The 17,617-nt window shown below is 67.2% G+C and carries 12 protein-coding genes and 1 CRISPR repeat array; of the genes, 8 read left to right on the top strand and 4 right to left on the bottom strand.

What is annotated here, in order from left to right:
* Both GVV75_RS10405 and GVV75_RS09615 read left to right on the top strand, forming a co-directional pair.
* A partial coding sequence (locus tag GVV75_RS10405; RefSeq protein ID WP_236266129.1) for an electron transfer flavoprotein subunit alpha/FixB family protein occupies positions 1-802 on the top strand: 802 nt, incomplete at its 5' end.
* Positions 803-1,814: 1,012 nt separating this feature from the next.
* Positions 1,815-2,177, top strand: a complete 363-nt coding sequence (locus GVV75_RS09615) for a type II toxin-antitoxin system RelE/ParE family toxin (protein WP_159814521.1) — start codon at positions 1,815-1,817, stop codon at positions 2,175-2,177.
* A 126-nt stretch (positions 2,178-2,303) separates the two neighbouring features.
* On the opposite strand, the gene mnmA is transcribed toward GVV75_RS09615, so the two are convergent.
* Positions 2,304-3,461: a tRNA 2-thiouridine(34) synthase MnmA gene (gene mnmA / locus GVV75_RS09610; RefSeq protein WP_159814519.1), complete on the bottom strand. Its 1,158-nt coding sequence runs from the start codon at positions 3,459-3,461 to the stop codon at positions 2,304-2,306.
* Between the two features lie 234 nt (positions 3,462-3,695).
* Between mnmA and cas7g the strand changes: the two genes are divergently transcribed.
* The 6 genes from cas7g to cas2 are packed head-to-tail and all read left to right on the top strand — an operon-like array spanning position 3,696 to position 12,041.
* The gene (gene cas7g, locus GVV75_RS09605) at positions 3,696-4,874 is read left to right on the top strand and encodes a type I-G CRISPR-associated RAMP protein Csb1/Cas7g (protein WP_159814517.1); all 1,179 of its coding nucleotides are present in this window, start codon (positions 3,696-3,698) and stop codon (positions 4,872-4,874) included.
* Complete coding sequence (csb2, locus tag GVV75_RS09600) at positions 4,874-6,433, top strand: type I-G CRISPR-associated protein Csb2 (RefSeq protein WP_159814515.1); 1,560 nt, start codon at positions 4,874-4,876, stop codon at positions 6,431-6,433. Before cas7g ends, csb2 begins: the two co-directional genes overlap by 1 nt.
* The gene (gene cas3g, locus GVV75_RS09595; protein WP_159814513.1) at positions 6,420-9,143 is read left to right on the top strand and encodes a type I-G CRISPR-associated helicase/endonuclease Cas3g; all 2,724 of its coding nucleotides are present in this window, start codon (positions 6,420-6,422) and stop codon (positions 9,141-9,143) included. Before csb2 ends, cas3g begins: the two co-directional genes overlap by 14 nt.
* A gap of 2 nt (positions 9,144-9,145) precedes the next feature.
* Positions 9,146-10,150 carry a hypothetical protein gene (locus GVV75_RS09590; RefSeq protein WP_159814511.1) on the top strand — a complete coding sequence of 335 codons (1,005 nt, stop codon included), beginning with the start codon at positions 9,146-9,148 and terminating at the stop codon, positions 10,148-10,150.
* Positions 10,147-11,742 carry a CRISPR-associated endonuclease Cas1 gene (cas1, locus tag GVV75_RS09585; protein ID WP_159814509.1) on the top strand — a complete coding sequence of 532 codons (1,596 nt, stop codon included), beginning with the start codon at positions 10,147-10,149 and terminating at the stop codon, positions 11,740-11,742. Before GVV75_RS09590 ends, cas1 begins: the two co-directional genes overlap by 4 nt.
* Entirely contained in the window at positions 11,742-12,041 is a 300-nt protein-coding gene (gene cas2, locus GVV75_RS09580; protein WP_235905670.1) for a CRISPR-associated endonuclease Cas2, read from the top strand. The genes cas1 and cas2 overlap by 1 nt, the downstream gene beginning before the upstream one ends.
* 177 nt (positions 12,042-12,218) lie before the next feature.
* A CRISPR array of direct repeats spans positions 12,219-14,817; the repeat unit is 36 nt; unit sequence GTTGCAGTTCCTTCGGGAACTGCGCTTCATTGAGGC.
* Between the two features lie 7 nt (positions 14,818-14,824).
* Here cas2 and GVV75_RS09575 read toward each other — a convergent pair.
* The 3 genes from GVV75_RS09575 to GVV75_RS09565 all read right to left on the bottom strand — a co-directional run.
* A complete protein-coding gene (locus GVV75_RS09575; protein WP_159524454.1) occupies positions 14,825-15,028 on the bottom strand; it encodes a hypothetical protein in 204 nt (67 codons plus the stop codon).
* Positions 15,029-15,716: 688 nt separating this feature from the next.
* Positions 15,717-16,310: a hypothetical protein gene (locus GVV75_RS09570; protein WP_159814507.1), complete on the bottom strand. Its 594-nt coding sequence runs from the start codon at positions 16,308-16,310 to the stop codon at positions 15,717-15,719.
* A 387-nt stretch (positions 16,311-16,697) separates the two neighbouring features.
* On the bottom strand, positions 16,698-17,617 hold a 920-nt coding region (locus tag GVV75_RS09565; protein ID WP_236266128.1), incomplete at its 5' end, for a cysteine desulfurase family protein.

Here is a 17,617-nt window from a genome sequence, read left to right as displayed (position 1 = left end):
GACCCGGCTGCTGGCCGCCGCCGTTCCCGCGCTGGCCGGATGCGCCGCCGACGCCGTGGCCGCCGCCGCGCGGGCCGCTGGTGCCGCCGCCGTGCTCGTGGCCAGCGACTACCGTGGCAAGGAGATCGCCGGGCGCGCCGCCGTCCTGCTTGGCTCAGCCGCCTCCAGCGACCTGGCCGACCTGCGCTTGGGTGAGGGGGGCGACGCCCTTACCGGCACCAAGCTGGTCCTATCCGGCTCCTGGACCACCACCTCCGCGCTCGCCCTGGGCGGTCCCGCCCCCGTGATCGCCGTGAGGCCCGGTGCCTACGAGGCCGCCGCCGACGGCATCGCCGAACTCACCCCCGAGGCCCTCGAGGTCGCCCCTGCGGCCGAGTCCGCGGCCGTCGAGCTCGTGGAGTCGGAGCGCTCCGCCGCCGCGGCCGGGCCCGAGCTCACCGAGGCCCGCGTCGTCGTGGTTGGCGGGCGCGGGATCGACGGCGACTTCGACCTGGTCCGCTCACTGGCCGAGCCGCTGGGCGCAGCCGTCGGCGCCACGCGCGTGGCCTGCGATGAGGGCTGGATCGAGCGCAGCGCCCAGGTGGGCCAGACCGGCGTGAGCGTCTCCCCGCGCCTGTACATCGGCCTGGGCGTCTCCGGCGCCGTGCACCACACCTCCGGCATCCAGGGCGCGCAGACCATCGTGGCGGTCTGTGATGACTCCGAGGCTCCGATCTTCGAGATGGCGGACTTCGGTGTCGTTGGGGATGTGGGCGAGGTGGTCCCGCAGATGGTGGCCGAGCTCGCGCGCCTGCGGGGCTGAAACCGGTTCCGGCCGCGGGGCTGGACTGGCGCGGGCTGCGGGCTGGGCTGGCGCGGCTGCGGGTTGCGCTGATTCCGGCTGTGGGCTGGGCTCGACCTGACCGCAAGAGCGAGCCGACTCGACTTGCGTCCTCGGCCCCGGGATGCCGTCCCTCTCTCCCTCCAGATACCGTCTCACCCCCGGGATACCGTCTCGTCCCCGAGATACCGTCTCAGCCCGCTTTTACGCCCTCAAACTGCGAGGATGAGACCGCAACGCCGGGGTGAGACGGTATCTGGGGGATGAGGCCGTAGCGCCGGGGTGAGACGGTTTCTGGGGGATGAGACCGCAATGCCGGGGTGAGACGGTATCTCGGGGTGAGCGCACAACGGGCGCAGGCCGTCTCTGCTCGACGCGCACGTTAGGTGACTCCAGTTCACATCCCTGCTTCCTCCCGTGCAGCGCACTGCTCGACACCCGCGCGAGGCGACGGCGTGCTTTCGTTTTACGAACTCCGTCAGGCATGGGATTGGCATGGAGAGGACGGGGTGATGAGGGGTGGCTCATCGGTGACTGCCCGCGTGGATGCGGAGCCTAAGCGCCGGGCCTCCCGGATCGCGGAGGACTCCGGCGTCGACCCGCCTCGACCACCCGCGCCTTTCACCGCCGGATGCTCAGGGAGAACGTGATCCCTCTCAGGCCTGGCGGCCAGGCGCTCGACGAGGATTCCCGCGAGGCCCCGGCGGCGCCGGAGCGGATCCTCGATTCCGGCGGTGCGCTACGGCGGGTCTCATGAGGTCTTCGCAGAACTCGGGATCTGAACCCCATGCGGCGCTCCGACATGACGTCCAGGTCCTTCCGGGATGTTAATCGGCTCAAGACACGGCATGCGCCTGGAGGGCCTGCGCGAGGTGATCGCCCTCGTGCCGGAGAATTCGGAGGAGCCCGCGGATGAGCCAACAGCCGCGAGATCACCTCCCCGGATGACACCGCCGTGCCGGCGAATTCGGGTGAGCCCCGTCACCGTCATCACATGCATCGCTCGCGTGGGGACTGGAAAGGCTCGTACGAGTGCCATGTGGCGAACGCAGGGGATTGGCTCGTGGCCTGGCGGAGTGGGAATGACGTCGCGGTCCTCGTGCGGACAGGGACGCATGAGGAGATCGCTGCCCGACTGGTCGGTGAGCCCGCGCCGGGGCTTGATGCTGCCAGCACTGGCCGCCCTCGGCGCTGGGTGCCTTTTCAGTCTGTCCTCTCTTCTGTTCCACTCCTCTTCCAGCCCTCTCGGCTTCGCGTCACCGTCTCGTCCCCGAGATGCCGTCTCAGCTCGCTTTTACGCCCTCAAACTGCGAGGATGAGGCCGCAACGCCGGGGTGAGACGGTTTCTGGGGGGTGAGGGCGCAACGCCGGGGTGAGACGGTATCTGGGGCGCGAGCGCGCAACCCCGGGGTGAGACGGTTTCTGGGGGGTGAGGCCGCAGGAGGCTGAGCTACCGATGTGTTGGAGCGGGGGCTCTGGCGCTTCAGGCGACGGTGGCTTGGGCGAGGACGCGCTGGCCGTCGGGCCCGCCGTAGACGACGACGGATTGCCCGGCGGCAACCCCGCGCAAGGGCTCGCTGAGTTCGACGTGGAGGGATGCGGCCTGGGTGTCCGCGGTGACGCGCGCCCGAATGGGGCGTCCGTGGGCGCGCACTTGCACGTGGGCGTCGTCCCATCCGAGTGGCCCGGGGGTGGCGACTGGATCAGTGCCCGCGTCCTCGCTTGGCCCCAGCGGCTCCGGGTCGGCCAGGAGGATGAGGCCGTCGGCGTCGAGGCTGCTGCGCTGGAGGAGCGCGGCGGGGCCGACGACGACCTCGTTGGTGGCGGGGCGGGTCTCCAGCACGTAGCGGGGCCGGCCGTCGGGGGCGGGGTGGGTGAGCCCCAGGCCCTTGCGCTGGCCCACGGTGAAGCCGAAGTAGCCGGAATGCTCGCCCAGCACCTCGCCGTCGGGCGTGATCACGTGGCCGGGGGAGGAGCCCAGGGCGCGGGTGAGGAAACCGCGGGTATCGCCGTCGGCGACGAAGCAGATGTCGTAGGAATCGGGTTTGTCGGCCACCGGCAGGCCCCGCTGCGCGGCCTCGGCGCGCACGGCGTCCTTGCTGGGGGCGTCGCCCAGAGGGAAGAGCGCGCGGGCCAGGCCCTCGCGGCCGGAGACGGCCAGGACATAGGACTGGTCCTTGGCTGTGTCCACGGCGCGCGAGAGGGTCAGGCCGGCGGTGTCGCCTGGGCGGCCGTCGCTGGCGCCGCCGCTCAGGCGCGCGTAGTGGCCGGTGGCGACGGCGTCGAAGCCGAGGGCGAGGGCGCGCTCGAGGAGGACGTCGAATTTGATGCGCTCGTTGCAGCGCACGCAGGGGTTGGGGGTGCGGCCGGCGCGGTACTCGGCGAGGAAGTCGGCGACGACGCGCTCCTCGAACTCGTCGGACAGGTCCCAGGTGTAGAAGGGGATGTCGAGGATGTCGGCGGCCCAGCGGGCGTCGGAGGCATCCTCGATGGAGCAGCAGCCGCGTGAGCCGGAGCGGGTGGCCTCCCGGTCGCGGGACAGCGCCATGTGGATGGCGACGACGTCGTGCCCGGCATCGATGGCGCGCGCGGCGGCGACGGCGGAGTCGACGCCGCCGGACAGGGCGGCCAGGACGCGCATGGGGCTCCTCGGGGTTGTTGGTTGGGCAGGTTAGGCTCTGCGACTGGTCAGGGGAGTTTACGCCTGCCTGTTCCAACCGCGTCGCGGGGCGAGTCGGTTCCGCGAGGCCCGGCGCTCCACCCCAGTGGCATTGCGATGGGGCCGTGATGCCCGGCGTGGTGGACGACGGATGAACGCGGAGGTGGCAACGGCTATACTCCCGGCTGCCGGACCGTTCTCAACGAGGAGTTTCGTATGCCGTCAATCAGCCTGGATCACCTGCTCGCCGCCTGCCGCCCTGGCGGCGCGAGCGTTTTGACCTCCGTCACTCCCTTGGAACCCGCGGCCGGGCCTCACGCCTCCGTGGCGCCCGCGAAGTTCGTGGAGGGAAAGAAATCTGTATTCGCCTATGAGCGTCGCTTCTGGGAGGGGCACGCCGTTGACGCTGTGCTCATCGACTCCAAGCAGTCCCAGAACAACCGCCTGGAGGCGGCGGTCTCAGCCGCGATCGCGGACGGTGACGAGGTCCTGTCCATGATGCCGCGCATCGAGTTGCGCTTCGAGGATGGCCAGGTCTACAGCGATATCGATCTTCCGCATCGCGCCTTCGACGGGCAGATCCGCGCGGGCACCATTAACGATAAGCCGACGACGGAGAATCCCGAGTACAGGGCTCTGCGCGATGCCACGGTCTCCCATGCTCGTCCCCTCATGGAGCGCAGTCCCATGACCCTGCTGCTCGGCGGCTGGGACGCGACCCGCAAGAGCAATCAGGGACGCTACCGCTCTATCCTCGTTGGTGAGATCATAGGGATCCTCGCGGACCAGGAGGGTGAGCCTGCCGCGCACCAGTCCAAGCGTGGCGGGGCACGGATCGACCCGCTTGGCATGAGGATCGACCTCGCGGACAAGCAGCTCAAGGCCATCGCCGATACTCAGAAGGACGAGCTCTCCAAGGACACGTATGACAAGGCCAAGAAGAAGCCGTCGGTCCTCGGCCTCGGCGGGATCCCGCCGGCTCTGGAGCAACTCGGTGGCGTGACCTGCCAGGCGATCATCCGTTCCCACGTCCTGAGCTTCGCCGCCCTGCGCGCCCTGCGCTTCGACTGCGATTCCCCCGAGGGCGATGTGGCCTGCCGAGCGGTGCTCGCCGCCCTGGCCCTCAACGGCCTGGCCCGGTCCGACGCCGAGCTCCTGCTGCGAGCCAACTGCGATCTCGTTGAGTCCGGGCCCGCAGTGGTCACCCTCGATAAGCGCTACGGAGAAAAGGAGAGGGTGGACGCGCTCAGCACCACAGAGGCGCAGGACCTCCTGAAGGCCGCGCTCGACTACGCCAAGGACCTCGCCGGACTCGTCTGGGACGGCTCGGTCCTCGTCATCGACGGCAACCCCGCGGTCCTCAATGCCGCCGTCGACGACGCTCAGGACAAGTAATGGGGTCCATCGCCCTCACCGCGCGGTTCCCGCTCAGCGCGTACCACGGGCATGGCGCGGACGGCTCACCGGATCATCTGCCCTCTCCCGCCCGTCTCTTCTCCGCGCTGGTGAGCGCCGCCTGGACCTCGTCCGCGGATGGCTCGCCCACGCGGGCCGCGGGGAACGCTCTGGAATGGTTGGAGGGCAATCCGCCCACGGGACTGCGCCTGCCGCCATCCATGTCGATGACTGATCCCTCTATCCGGCGCATCGCCTACCGTGACACGGGAACCCTCAAGAAGCACTCCGCGAAGAAGGCGGGCAAGGAGATCTCCGAGGGCATCGTCTTCGACGGTGAGATCGCTTGGATCTGGGAGAGCATGCCGACCGAGGTCCACGATGCCCTGCGGGAGCTGTGCGCCGACGTACCCCACCTGGGTGAGGCGGACAGCCCAGTGGTCCTTGAGATCGTCAACGACGTGCGGCCAACCTGGTGCCTCAACCCCCAGGCGACTGCCTTCACCGCAGGAGGCCTTCGCCTGCCGATCGCGGTCCCTGGCAGGGCCGAGGCCCTCGCTCGGGCGCATGAGGCGGCCTACCCGAGCAAGTCACCTACCAGCAAGGATGACAAGTACAAGGAAACAGAGTCAGTCGTCACCTTCCCGTCGCCATTGGACTGCCTCGCCACTGCTCATTACGAGCCGGTGGGACAAGAGGCGTCGGCAGGGGAGCCCCTCCCCTGGGGTGATGTCGTCATCTTCCTCGCCGACGACGGAAGCGGGCAGGAGATCGAGCCCTCGCGCAGGGTGGGTTGGTGCGTCGGCCTCCACAAGGCGATCATCTCCAGGATCGGTGACGGCGCTCCCGCCATGGTGACCGGCCATTACCCCGAGGGCAGGGCGGTCCCGGCGAATCGCCTGGCGATCCATTACCTGTCCGCATCCGTTCTCGCGCAGTCACTCATTGGCGGTATCGATGCGCCCGGGGCCTTCCTCATCATGCTGCCCAGGGATGTCGATCCCAGTGAGGCCGGCGTCATCCTCGGTGCTCTGGCAGGGCTGAGGTGGGTGAGGTCGCGCTGGGGCGTTGCCCGTGTCCAGCCTCTTGATGAGACCCACTCCGCCGCTTCGTTCTGGAAGGAGCCAGCACCGGGAACGGCCCGTCTGTGGTCGCCGACGCCCGCAGCGGTCCCCGAAGTGGTGCGTCAGCGCGGCGAGTGGAGCTTTGAGAATGCCATCCTGCTCTCACTCGGATTCGTCTGGCGTGATCAGCTCAAGAGCGTGGGGCGCGGTCCCCAGGGGTATCGCGACCTCGTCTCCCAGGTTCGCGAACGGCGCGCCTCGGTGATGTGGTACCAACGAGTCGCCCGCCGTCCCTCCGCGTACTCCCACAAGATGCCCCAGGGAATGACCGCTCAACCCTATCGGGCGCTCATCGACGCGGGGGACCTGCTTCCCGACCGCGCCCTGATGGCCGTGGGGCAGAGCAGGCACCTCGGCGGAGGACTCCTGGCCCCGGCTGACCTGCCCGCCGAGCTCGTCCGCGACATGAGCAGGAGGAATGATGCTGAGCACTGAGGAGTTCGGGGACTTCTTCGAAGCCGTGCACGGCCCGGGGCACCGCCCGTTCTCCTGGCAGCGAGACCTGCTCGAGCACTTGGCGAGCAGTGGGGCATGGCCGGAGCAGATCGCCGCCCCGACGGGCGCGGGTAAGTCAAGCGTCATCGAGGTTCACGTCTTCGCCAACGCCCTGGCCGCCGTCGGCGCGGGCGCCCGGGTCCCCCGTCGGCTAGCCATCGTTGTCAACCGTAGGGCTCTCACTGACGCCCACGCTGAGCGCGCGAATCACATTCAGGCACTGCTGGATGGCCCGACGGATTCCGCTGCCGATGTGATGGCGAGAGTCCGGGAGGCCCTCGCCAGCCTCCGCCCCGCAGGGGCGGAGAGACGGCAACCGCTGGTCGTGACCACGATGCGAGGCGCCGCGGCCACCGACCGCGGCTGGCTCAACGCCCCCGAGGCCTGCGCGGTCCTGTGCATGACCCCGGACATGTGGGGATCTAGCCTGCTGTTCCGCTCTTACGGGGCCTCCAGGCTAGCCCGCCCGAGACTCGCGGGTTTGCTCGCCCTGGACGCCGCCATCGTCTTGGACGAGGCCCATCTGAACCGCCAGCTCATCGTCACCGCGCGGCGCGTCGGTGAGCTGTGCGCTGCGGGCGCTGAGCGCATCGGCGTGCCAGCTCTCCAGGCGGTGGAGATGACCGCCACTCCACCGGGAGCGGCCGGCCGCGCCGTCGGGGTCACTCGGAGCTCGATCGCGGACGATCCCCGCTTGGCGAGCCGGGTGCTCGCGCCCAAGGGCATCCGCTACATCGAGACTGACACCTGGCCGGCCAACGGGCAAATGACGACGAAGTACCGTGACGCGGTGGTGAAGCAGGTGATTGACGCCGTCGGCCAGGCTCGGGAGCTCATTCCTGACTCCCCGGATGGAGAGGATGGAGCCCATCCTCCCAGGACCATTGGCTGCGTGCTCAACCGGGTGGGCGGCGCCGTTCAGGTGGCCAAGGAACTGCGGGAGAAGGGGCTCGCCTGCCAGCTATGGGTGGGGCGTATGCGCCCATGGGATCTTGAACGGCTTCGTGAGGAGGAGCCGGGGCTCTTCGGCCCGGCTGGATCTGAGCGCGTGGATGTCCTTGTGGCCACGCAGACCGTGGAGGTCGGGGTGGATCTCGACCTGGTGTCCATGGTCACTGAGCTGGCCTCCGGCAGCTCCCTCGCCCAGCGTGCGGGGCGGGTGAATCGGCTCGGCCTCCGGGATCGTGGAGACGTCATCGTCCTGGGGCCTCCTGCGGATGCCAAAGTGAAAGCAGATGCTCTCCCATACTGCAAAGAGGACCTGCTCCAAGGACGAGCATGGGTGCTCAGACGCGCGGGGAACGGTGATCTCTCGCCGCTGGCGGTCAGCGAGCACCCGCCTGAGCCGGATACTTCTCGACGCGTGCTCTATCAGCGCCCGGAGCCCTGGGACGCCGCGCTGTGGTCCAAGACCTCCATGGACCTCGTGGTGGAGCCTGAGCTCGACCTCTGGCTCCGGGATGGCCTTGAGCCAGAGGAGGGCACGGTGGGAATCGTTCTGCGTGGGCTGTCAGAATTACCGGAGGCCACCGCGGGAGAGGCGCTTGTCCGCGCGGTGCCGCCGCAGGAGCACGAGGTCTATCCGACGACGGTCGCGACGGCGCGAGCGCTGATCGAACGGCTCGCCGATGAGCAGAGCACGCTCCTGGAGTCCGCCGTCCTGTGGCGCGACGGGGATGTCCACGCGGAATGGCAGGCGCGAATCGCCGATCCGAAGCGGGCAGATGGTCAGGCGATCGCGCGGCTGCTGCGCCCCGGGGACCTGCTCGTGATCGACGCCGCAGCGGCGATCCTCACCGAGGGCGTGGTGACGCCTGACGGGGATGAGGCTGGCGAGCCCGTCCCCGTCCCATCCTTGCGTGGTGTGGCCGCGATGATCACTGATGATGAGGAGCTCATGCGACTGTGCCAGTTGGAGGCGGAGGAGCTTGACTCGGAGTTCCCCGAGGGGGAGCGCGAGTGGCCTCCCGGCTGGGACGCTGAGAGTGGGATCGCTCCGGCGTGGCTGGTGGTGAGGGCCGAGGAGATAGTTGACGACGAGTCTGACGAGCGCTCGGCATGGTCGCGGAGCCCGCGAATTCTCCTCGCCGACCACAACGCGGCGGTGTCCGCCCGCGCTGGGGAGATAGGGGAGAGGATCGGTCTTCTTCCTTCTCCGGAATCGGCTTTGAGAGAGGCTGGGCTGTGGCACGACGCCGGCAAGGAGGATGAGCGCTTCCAGGCGTTCCTGGGGCAGGAGGATCGCCGGGATGACGCCCCTTTGGCCAAGAGTGGCGGGCGCCCCTTGAAATCCGTCCGCAGGGCGTGGGCGGACGCGGGGCTCCCGCCGGGATGGCGCCACGAGTTGGCCTCCACCGCCGCCTACTGGGGGCAGGCGCGGGCCGACGGTGAGGGGCCCGTCGATGATGGGCGCCGCGATCTTGTTGCCCGGCTGGTGGGCACGAGTCACGGACGCGGGCGCCCGACGTTCAACCACGATCCCATAACGGCTGGACCCGGTGATTCGGAGGCCTTGGAGGAGCTCGTGGGCGAAGGGGAGTGGGAGTCCCTCATCGCTCGGACGGACCGCGTGTGGGGCGAGTGGGGAGCTGCCTACCTCGAGGCGCTGCTCCGCGCCGCCGACTGCTCGATCTCAGCAGAGGGGAGGTGAGGATGATGATCCTCGCCGGCGACATCACGAGTGCCCTGACGAGTTTCGCCGGGCTGGGCCTCGCTCTCATCCTTGAGGGCGACGGCGCCAAGCGGGTCCGTCTTGGCTGGACTGACGAGGCCGCGCCCCGCCTGGAGGTGAGCGCCGAGGGCTACGACGCCACCGCGATCGCCGCCGCGGTGCACCGGCATGCTTCCGGGTGCGCTGAGGAGGCCAGTTGGGTCCAAGCTGATCTCGAGGGGCCCCCGTGGGATGGGGGGAGCGCGGTCTTCAGCCCCCGTATCAAGGCGGCCAGCGTGCCCGAGCAATGGCGCGCCCTCCAACACCAGCGCCATGAGGGGATCGATCGCGAGATCTCGATGCCCGAGGCCATTGACCTGATCGGCGCGCTGGGGGAGCCCGCGTACTGGCGCTTCGCGGACAGGAGCATGAAAAAGCCAAGACCTGACGAAGGCTCGAGTCGTTGGGAGATGAAGACTCGGAACAGGGGCGAGGATTTCGTCGCCAACCGGCTCCGTCACCTCGCTGGGATCGTCTCCACCAGGACTCCTGAGGGCGTGGGCGCCGGTCTGACTGGGCAGAGGACCATCGACGAGGCCTACAAGGGGAATCGCTCGGACGAATCTCGAACAGCGACAGGGCTCACTTGGCCGCGTTTCACTGACAGCGCTCTCGCATGGTGCGCCCTGTGGGGAATCTCCGCCTTCCCGGTGATCCATCGATTGCGCCAACCGTCTGTGACCGCAGGCGCAGTCCCAGTGGGCGAGTTCACCCCGAAGCGCTTGGTTCTCCCCGTGCTCGTCGGCCGCTTCTCTCTTGGGCGATGGAGGGCACTGCTCGTCTCGCAGCAACTCGTAGTGGCGGGGGATCCTCAGGAGAGGAGCGCGCGAGCGTGGCTGGCCTCCCACGGCGCCCGTGCCGTGCTCCAGTTTCCCTTCCAGGTCAGCGACAACTCGAGCGCTCCTGAGAGGTATCTGCGCGCGGGCAGGATCGAGGTCCTGGCATGACGTCGGATCCCATTCCGATCAGTTTGGTGGCGCACACGGCGTTCTGCCCGAGGCGCGCGTGGCTGGAGTCGGTGGGGGAGAAGACCGACACGATGCAGATGCAGGCCGGCATCGAGGCTCACCGGCGCGCCGATGACCCTTCCCAGAGCCGTCCAGCGGAGTATCGAGCCGTGAGCGTCCGCTCGGAGAGACTTGGATTGTCAGGGAGATGCGATGTCGTCGAGGGCTCCGCTGAGGGGCCGCTCACCGTGGTGGAGTACAAGGCGACGCCTGTGCGCCGCCGTCCCGAGGTGACTGAGGCGAACCGCCTGCAGCTCGCCCTCCAAAGGATCTGCCTGGAGGAGATGGGGCACGTCGTCGACGGAACAGAGGTGTACTTCACCGGACACCGCAGACGGGTGGAGGTGGATCTCAGCGCCGCGGACCTTTTGGAAGCCGAGGAGGCAGTGGCGAGGACTCGAAGTATCATCTCGGCGGACCACGCTCCCGAGCCCCTCCAGGATGACCACCGATGCCAGTGGTGCTCTCACGAGTCGGTCTGCCTGCCGGTGGAGCACAGGTACGAGGCCTCGCGCCGTCGGGTCATCGCCGCCGCGCCTGACGCGCAGATCGTTCATGTCACCACGCCCGGATCGCGGGCATCGCTGTCCGCTGGGCGGCTGGAGGTCAAGAAGGACGGCGAGAAGCTGTTAAGCGTGCCGATCGAGCGGGTGTTGGGACTGGTCATGCATGGCAACGCGGATGTCTCATCGGCTCTGCTCCGGGAGCTGTGCTGGCGGGACCGATGCGTAGTGTGGTGCTCATGGTCCGGGCGGGTCATCGGTTGGTCCCAAGGAGCGGACTCGCCCAACGGTCTCCAGCGGGTTCAACAGCATGTGGCGAGTGCGGAGGGCCGCCTCGATATAGCCCAACAGATGGTGGCGGCGAAGATCGCCAACCAGGCCACACTCCTGCGTCGCAATGGTGATGCCGCTGAGGAGATCACCAAGATGCGCCATTTGCAGCGCTACGCCCTCGATGCCCCGTCTCTCACCGATCTTCTCGGAGTGGAAGGGGAAGCGGCGTCCCTGTACTTCGCGAAGTTCGCCACTATGCTCGAGGGGCAAGCCTCACGGTTCGCCGCTCAGCAGTGGAGGGGGCGCTACAGAAGACCCGCACCGGACCCTGTCAATGCCGCTCTCGACTACACCTACGCAATTCTCCTGGGAGAGTGCATCCGTGCCCTCGTGGCCTGCGGCCTTGACCCGCATGCGGGCTTCCTCCACTCAAGCTCCCGCAATAAGCCGGCCCTTGCCCTGGACCTCATGGAGGAGTTCCGGGCGCCCGTAGCCGATTCCGTGGTGGTTCGCGCGCTGCGCAACGGTGAGCTCAGCGAAGATGACTTCACGGCGGTGATGGGCGCATGCCGCATGACCGACCGGGGTCGCAAGCAGCTGATCGCCGCGTTCGAGAGGAGGATCGAGACCTCATTCCGGCACCCGGTTTTCGGCTACGACGTCACCTGGCGCCGCGCCATTGAGGTGCAGGCGCGTCTCGTGCTCGGGACCATTGATGGGACGCAGCGCGATTACAAGGGCGTAAGGGTGCGTTGATGCGCGATGATGTGAGGCGAGTGCTCGTCGCCTATGACGTGCCCTCCGACAAACGGCGCGGCCGAGTGGCGAAGATTCTCCTCAAGTACGGCGACCGGATCCAGTACTCAGTGTTCGTGGTGGACTCCGCGCCAGCGAAGCTCATGCGGCTGCGAGAGGAGCTGAGCGCGGCCGTTGACCCGGATGAGGACTCGATCCTGCTGTGCGACGTCGGGCCGTTGGCCTCGGTCGATGCGAAGCGGTTCACATACGTGGGCCTGACGAGGACCATCACGCCTGAGGGGCCTCTCATCGCCTGACGCGAGCGCTCCGGCGGCACGGGAGACCCGGGGGAGCGCTCGCGTGCGAGGAACGTTGATATCCCAAGGGAGGAGGGCTACGCTACCCTCCAAGCGAGGGTTCGAACCGACTTGACGTCGGCAGCGCTCGCGAAGACCCGTCAGAACCCTTGAGCGCCAGCCGATTCTAGCGGGGCTGTTGCAGTTCCTTCGGGAACTGCGCTTCATTGAGGCTACGCACTCACCGTGAACGACGACGCGCTCCGTGCCGTTGCAGTTCCTTCGGGAACTGCGCTTCATTGAGGCAGCGCCGTGAGGTCATCGAGTCCCTGACGGACCAGGAGTTGCAGTTCCTTCGGGAACTGCGCTTCATTGAGGCCTTCAAAACGAAGGCGGCAGCCGGCCCACATTGAGGTTGCAGTTCCTTCGGGAACTGCGCTTCATTGAGGCTCTCTGTTTTGTGATTCGTGCTTGTCTGCGAGCAGTGTTGCAGTTCCTTCGGGAACTGCGCTTCATTGAGGCTACCCGTCAGTCACACGCGACGCAGCACGCGACGCCGTTGCAGTTCCTTCGGGAACTGCGCTTCATTGAGGCTCCCTGATCTCGTGACTGTGAGCCGGCATATTCGCAGTTGCAGTTCCTTCGGGAACTGCGCTTCATTGAGGCGCGTGCACCGTGGCGTCGTTGTAGGCGTGCACCGTGGTTGCAGTTCCTTCGGGAACTGCGCTTCATTGAGGCAGCACCGGCATCGCGTCCTCGGTGTTCATCTCGGCGGTTGCAGTTCCTTCGGGAACTGCGCTTCATTGAGGCGACGCATGGGAGGCCAGCCATCGTGCGGACTCGTGTTGCAGTTCCTTCGGGAACTGCGCTTCATTGAGGCACCCCGGGTCCTGGGAGCAGGAGAGCCCGTAGATGAGGTTGCAGTTCCTTCGGGAACTGCGCTTCATTGAGGCAGATCGGGTCGGACAGGGACGACAAACGGACACGGTTGCAGTTCCTTCGGGAACTGCGCTTCATTGAGGCAGCCGCTGCAGGCGACGCAGGCTCCGACCATCGTTGCAGTTCCTTCGGGAACTGCGCTTCATTGAGGCCCGAAGTAGGTCTCCGCGAGCAGCGCGATCTGGGTTGCAGTTCCTTCGGGAACTGCGCTTCATTGAGGCATGCAGATGTTGATGCCGGGTACTTCTATGGCGTAAGTTGCAGTTCCTTCGGGAACTGCGCTTCATTGAGGCAAGTACGACCAGGGGGGCATCTTGCCGCCCGGAGGTTGCAGTTCCTTCGGGAACTGCGCTTCATTGAGGCGCTACTACGAGCCCACGGGCAACGGCTTCGAAAAGTTGCAGTTCCTTCGGGAACTGCGCTTCATTGAGGCAAGAACAGCGAGACATTCCGGGGCATCGTCGCCCAGTTGCAGTTCCTTCGGGAACTGCGCTTCATTGAGGCGCGAACCAGGTCTTACCAGCGGAGTCAGTGCGCCGTTGCAGTTCCTTCGGGAACTGCGCTTCATTGAGGCTCGACCTGTGTCGCCATGTCCTTGGCACGCTCATGTTGCAGTTCCTTCGGGAACTGCGCTTCATTGAGGCGTGTGGCGTGACCCGGAGTGGCTCCAGGCCATCGCGTTGCAGTTCCTTCGGGAACTGCGCTTCATTGAGGCGGCCTGATCGAACTCAGCCTGGTTCGTCGCGACGATGTTGCAGTTCCTTCGGGGACTGCGCTTCATTGAGGCCTGGTGGCATTCACGGTAGTGACGACCCTCGTCGGGTTGCAGTTCCTTCGGGAACTGCGCTTCATTGAGGCGCCAGGTACACGACCACCACGCCCCACACCCCGCCGTTGCAGTTCCTTCGGGAACTGCGCTTCATTGAGGCTCTGAGTATGTTTCACAGGCCGGGCATTCGTTGAAAGTTGCAGTTCCTTCGGGAACTGCGCTTCATTGAGGCAGCGCCCAGATCGTGAGTACCTGCACGACCGTTGACTGTTGCAGTTCCTTCGGGAACTGCGCTTCATTGAGGCTCCGGGGACTGGTGCATGGAGACGTCCACTCCCCAGTTGCAGTTCCTTCGGGAACTGCGCTTCATTGAGGCTGGTTGCGGATCGGGTTGGCATGTTGGAGGAGGGTTGCAGTTCCTTCGGGAACTGCGCTTCATTGAGGCCCGACATGGGCACAAGCACCTGGGGAGCACACCCCCGCGTTGCAGTTCCTTCGGGAACTGCGCTTCATTGAGGCGCGGCGAGTTGGAGCATGTGCGAGCCGTGCACGGATGTTGCAGTTCCTTCGGGAACTGCGCTTCATTGAGGCTCGATGCAGAGCATGGACAGGGTGGGACGGATGGTTGCAGTTCCTTCGGGAACTGCGCTTCATTGAGGCACCTGCGTATAGCTCCAGGCGCTCACCACCGCGCGTTGCAGTTCCTTCGGGAACTGCGCTTCATTGAGGCCGCAGGCGGTCCACACAGCGCCCACAAACTCATTGTTGCAGTTCCTTCGGGAACTGCGCTTCATTGAGGCGTGCTCATGGCGGGTTCCTTCCCGGTTCGGGCTGGGTTGCAGTTCCTTCGGGAACTGCGCTTCATTGAGGCCACCTCGGGATGATCCTCCAGGCGCACCACCTCCACGTCGTTGCAGTTCCTTCGGAAACTGCGCTTCATTGAGGCAGGCGGATCGTGTGAGGTGAGCGCCCGGCTGCTTGGGTTGCAGTTCCTTCGGGAACTGGGCTTCATTGAGGCGCGGTCACCCTCGCGTTGCTGTAGGTGTACACTACGTTGCAGTTCCTTCCGGAACTGCGCTTCATTGAGGTTCTCCCATTAGGGGAGGGTGGGTGCGTCACCCGTATTGAGGTTGGGAATGGGCGGGGTTTTGGCCCGCTCGGCTGGAGTTCTTAGGGTGGTCTGGAACGTGTTGTCGACTTCCTGCTTGACGTTCAGGTCGTTTCCCTCGAATGGCGTCTTGATGTCGATTCCGATGCCCTGGTGGACCTTTTCTTCCCGGGCGCTCAGCCGCGGCGTCATAAAAGGTTCCGAGCGCATGGTTGCTGGCCACCATCAGGTCTTGTCTGGGTTCAGGCACCACCGGTGAAACCCACGTTGGGTAGCCGCAGGAGTCGGTCGGCTCAGGGGCGTGCCGACTGACGACGTCCAGTGCCGCATGCGGATAACCGACCCAACGGTCAGGCCGGACGCGCCCCCACTCCAGCGGGAAACCTCAATGAGTATGTGAGTGCAAACACGATCCTACTAAGAGGGCGCCGCTGTTGTTGGTGTTATCTAGTAGTGAGTGCGTTACGATTCGCTTGCCCTTGAACCCAAGAAGAATGTGCCAAGTGGATGACGATGAGGCGGGCGCGATTTTGTGGTTTTGAAAGTTGCTTATGGGGGATGGGGGCCATGAATCCCGAGCGTCGTGACTGGCGGAAGGAAGAGAAGACTCAAGAGAGCGCGCAGGCCCATTGCGACGTGCAGCGTCCTGGATGCGGGGTCATGGAAGACTGCTTGCGCGCACAGCCACAACCCGCTGATCAACAGTGAGATAGTGAGGTCCGCGCACGCCAATAGGCCAGCGGTGCTGGCGATTAACGCTCGTATTCGTGGTGCGTGCTGGTTGATCGTAGACGCATCAGCCCGTGGCTCGATCCTCATGACCGCGAGTCCGTCCACGCGTTGCTGGAGCATCCCCGCATGCACAGGGCGCGCGGGTGGGTCAGGTCGGGGTGGTCTCCGCCCGCTGCCGTGCCCAGGTCGCCAGGAGTTGGCGCATCCACTGGGGTCTGGGCGCCTGGGCGGGCTCCCATGGCGGGGGCGGGTAGGTCCCCGGGGCGGCGGTGGCGAAGGGTGGGGGTGGCACGACGGTCGGTGAGGGGTCCTGGATCCACCAGGCGATCAGCCATGTCACCTGGGTGGCGCGGTTGACCGGCATCGCCTCGGTGAGTGCCACCCTCGCCAGGGGCTCGGTGACCTGGTCGATGCGGGCGTCGAGTTGGGTGGCGCTCATCTCGAGCGCGGCCCCGTCGTGGATCGTCAGGTCCATCAGCGCTTCGAACGCGGCGCGGTTGAGGGCCTGGCTTATCGCCTCGGCCAGTTCGGTCCGGCTCTGCTCGATCAGGCGCGGGTCGTCGGGGATCTCGGGCGCCATCTCGGCCCAGGGGATCGGGTCGGTCATCTCCCTGGGGCCCGTCAGGGGGTCGTAGCCGATGAGTTGGTCCCACCTGGGGATCAAGGAGGCTAGGAAGGGATCCTTGGCGGGGTTGGCCGCCGCCCAGTGGGCCCAGAACGCGATCGAGTCCTGATCGCTCATCGTCGCCGGCGTCGCTTTGCCGGGTCTGGGATCGGGCGTCGTGTCGGGTTCTGTTTGCGCTGTCATCGGTTGCCTCCTCGATCAGGGTGTCCAGGCTTAGCTGGGCGAAGGTGTCTTCATTGTGGTGGGGGCCGGTGGGCGCCGGGGGTCTTCTCCTCGTCGGGGAGCGCCACGGATAACCCCATTCTGGCTCAGGGCACCGACATGAATAGGGACTCAATCCCCGGTGGGCACTGGGCTCACGCGCTGGCCCCGCAGTGATCTGGGGCGCTCGTGGATCCTTAAGGGGTGGTGGGCCCGTGCGGGTCGTGGTGGGCTCGGCGGGTGTGGCGAACCGCGGCGTCGGAGGTCTCAGAACGGAGGCGCGGAAGCGCGCCCCACAGAGGATCAGTGGGCCCGATGCGCCCGTCGCGCCGTCCCCACCGCGGCGGGCAGGGCCGCCAGGAGGCGCTCGACGTCGTCGAGAGAGGTCCCCGCCCCCATGGTGCAGCGCAGCGTCCCCCGCGCCGCCTCCTCACCCAGGCCCATCGCCATCAGCACATGGCTCGGGCCGCTCACCCCCGCGTGGCACGCGGAGCCCGCCGAGGCGTCGATCCCCGCCATGTCCAGGGCCATGAGCAGCGCCTCCGCGCTCACACCCTCGAACCACAGATGCGCCGTCCCCGGCAGATGCGGCGCTCGCCCCGGCAGGGTCGCATGCGCGCCCGGGATCGTCAGCGCCCCCGCCAGCAGACGGGATCGCAGCCTTTCCAGGCGCTCCGCCTCCGCCTCCCGCTCCGCCACCGCCAGCTCCAGAGCCAGTGCGAGCGCGCGTGCGCCCACCACGTCCTGCGTGCCTGAGCGCAGGCCCCGCTCCTGGCGGCCCCCGCCCATCGGCGCCGCCAGCTCCAGATCGCGCCGGGCCACCAGCGCCCCCACACCCACCGGCGCGCCCAGCTTGTGCCCGGAGACGCTCACCGCGTCCAAACCCCAGCCATGAACATCCAGCGGAACCCTTCCCACGGCCGCCACCGCGTCGCAGTGCACCGGCACGTACCCCGGCCGCCCCGGGCGCGACACGCCACTCGCCTCCCGCACCGCCGCGACGATCCCCGCCAGGTCCTGCACGGCCCCCGTCTCGTTATTCGCCGCCATGACGCTCACCAGCGCCACGGGGCCCGCCGCGCCCCTGCTCTCGGGGCGGGCCGAGCCACCGCCTTCGGGGCCCGGCGCGCCCCCGCCCTCGGGGCGGGCCGCGCCCCCGCCCGCCGGCGCATCCGGCGCCTCCCGCGCATCCCGCGCCTCCCGCACCACCGCGGCCGCGGTCT

The organism is Actinomyces sp. zg328, from assembly GCF_009829635.1.
GTDB lineage: Bacteria > Actinomycetota > Actinomycetes > Actinomycetales > Actinomycetaceae > Actinomyces > Actinomyces marmotae.
This window is presented reverse-complemented; position numbering and strand designations above follow the sequence as displayed.

What these genes read in the sequence shown, in the direction of transcription:
- cas7g (WP_159814517.1), top strand. Translation starts at nt 3,696, where the DNA reads ATGCCGTCAATCAGCCTGGATCACCTGCTCGCCGCCTGCCGCCCTGGC.
- cas1 (WP_159814509.1), top strand. Translation starts at nt 10,147, where the DNA reads ATGACGTCGGATCCCATTCCGATCAGTTTGGTGGCGCACACGGCGTTC.
- mnmA (WP_159814519.1), bottom strand. Translation starts at nt 3,461, where the DNA reads ATGCGCGTCCTGGCCGCCCTGTCCGGCGGCGTCGACTCCGCCGTCGCC.
- GVV75_RS09575 (WP_159524454.1), bottom strand. Translation starts at nt 15,028, where the DNA reads ATGACGCCGCGGCTGAGCGCCCGGGAAGAAAAGGTCCACCAGGGCATC.
- csb2 (WP_159814515.1), top strand. Translation starts at nt 4,874, where the DNA reads ATGGGGTCCATCGCCCTCACCGCGCGGTTCCCGCTCAGCGCGTACCAC.
- cas3g (WP_159814513.1), top strand. Translation starts at nt 6,420, where the DNA reads ATGCTGAGCACTGAGGAGTTCGGGGACTTCTTCGAAGCCGTGCACGGC.
- GVV75_RS09590 (WP_159814511.1), top strand. Translation starts at nt 9,146, where the DNA reads ATGATGATCCTCGCCGGCGACATCACGAGTGCCCTGACGAGTTTCGCC.
- GVV75_RS09570 (WP_159814507.1), bottom strand. Translation starts at nt 16,310, where the DNA reads ATGAGCGATCAGGACTCGATCGCGTTCTGGGCCCACTGGGCGGCGGCC.
- GVV75_RS09615 (WP_159814521.1), top strand. Translation starts at nt 1,815, where the DNA reads ATGCATCGCTCGCGTGGGGACTGGAAAGGCTCGTACGAGTGCCATGTG.
- cas2 (WP_235905670.1), top strand. Translation starts at nt 11,742, where the DNA reads ATGCGCGATGATGTGAGGCGAGTGCTCGTCGCCTATGACGTGCCCTCC.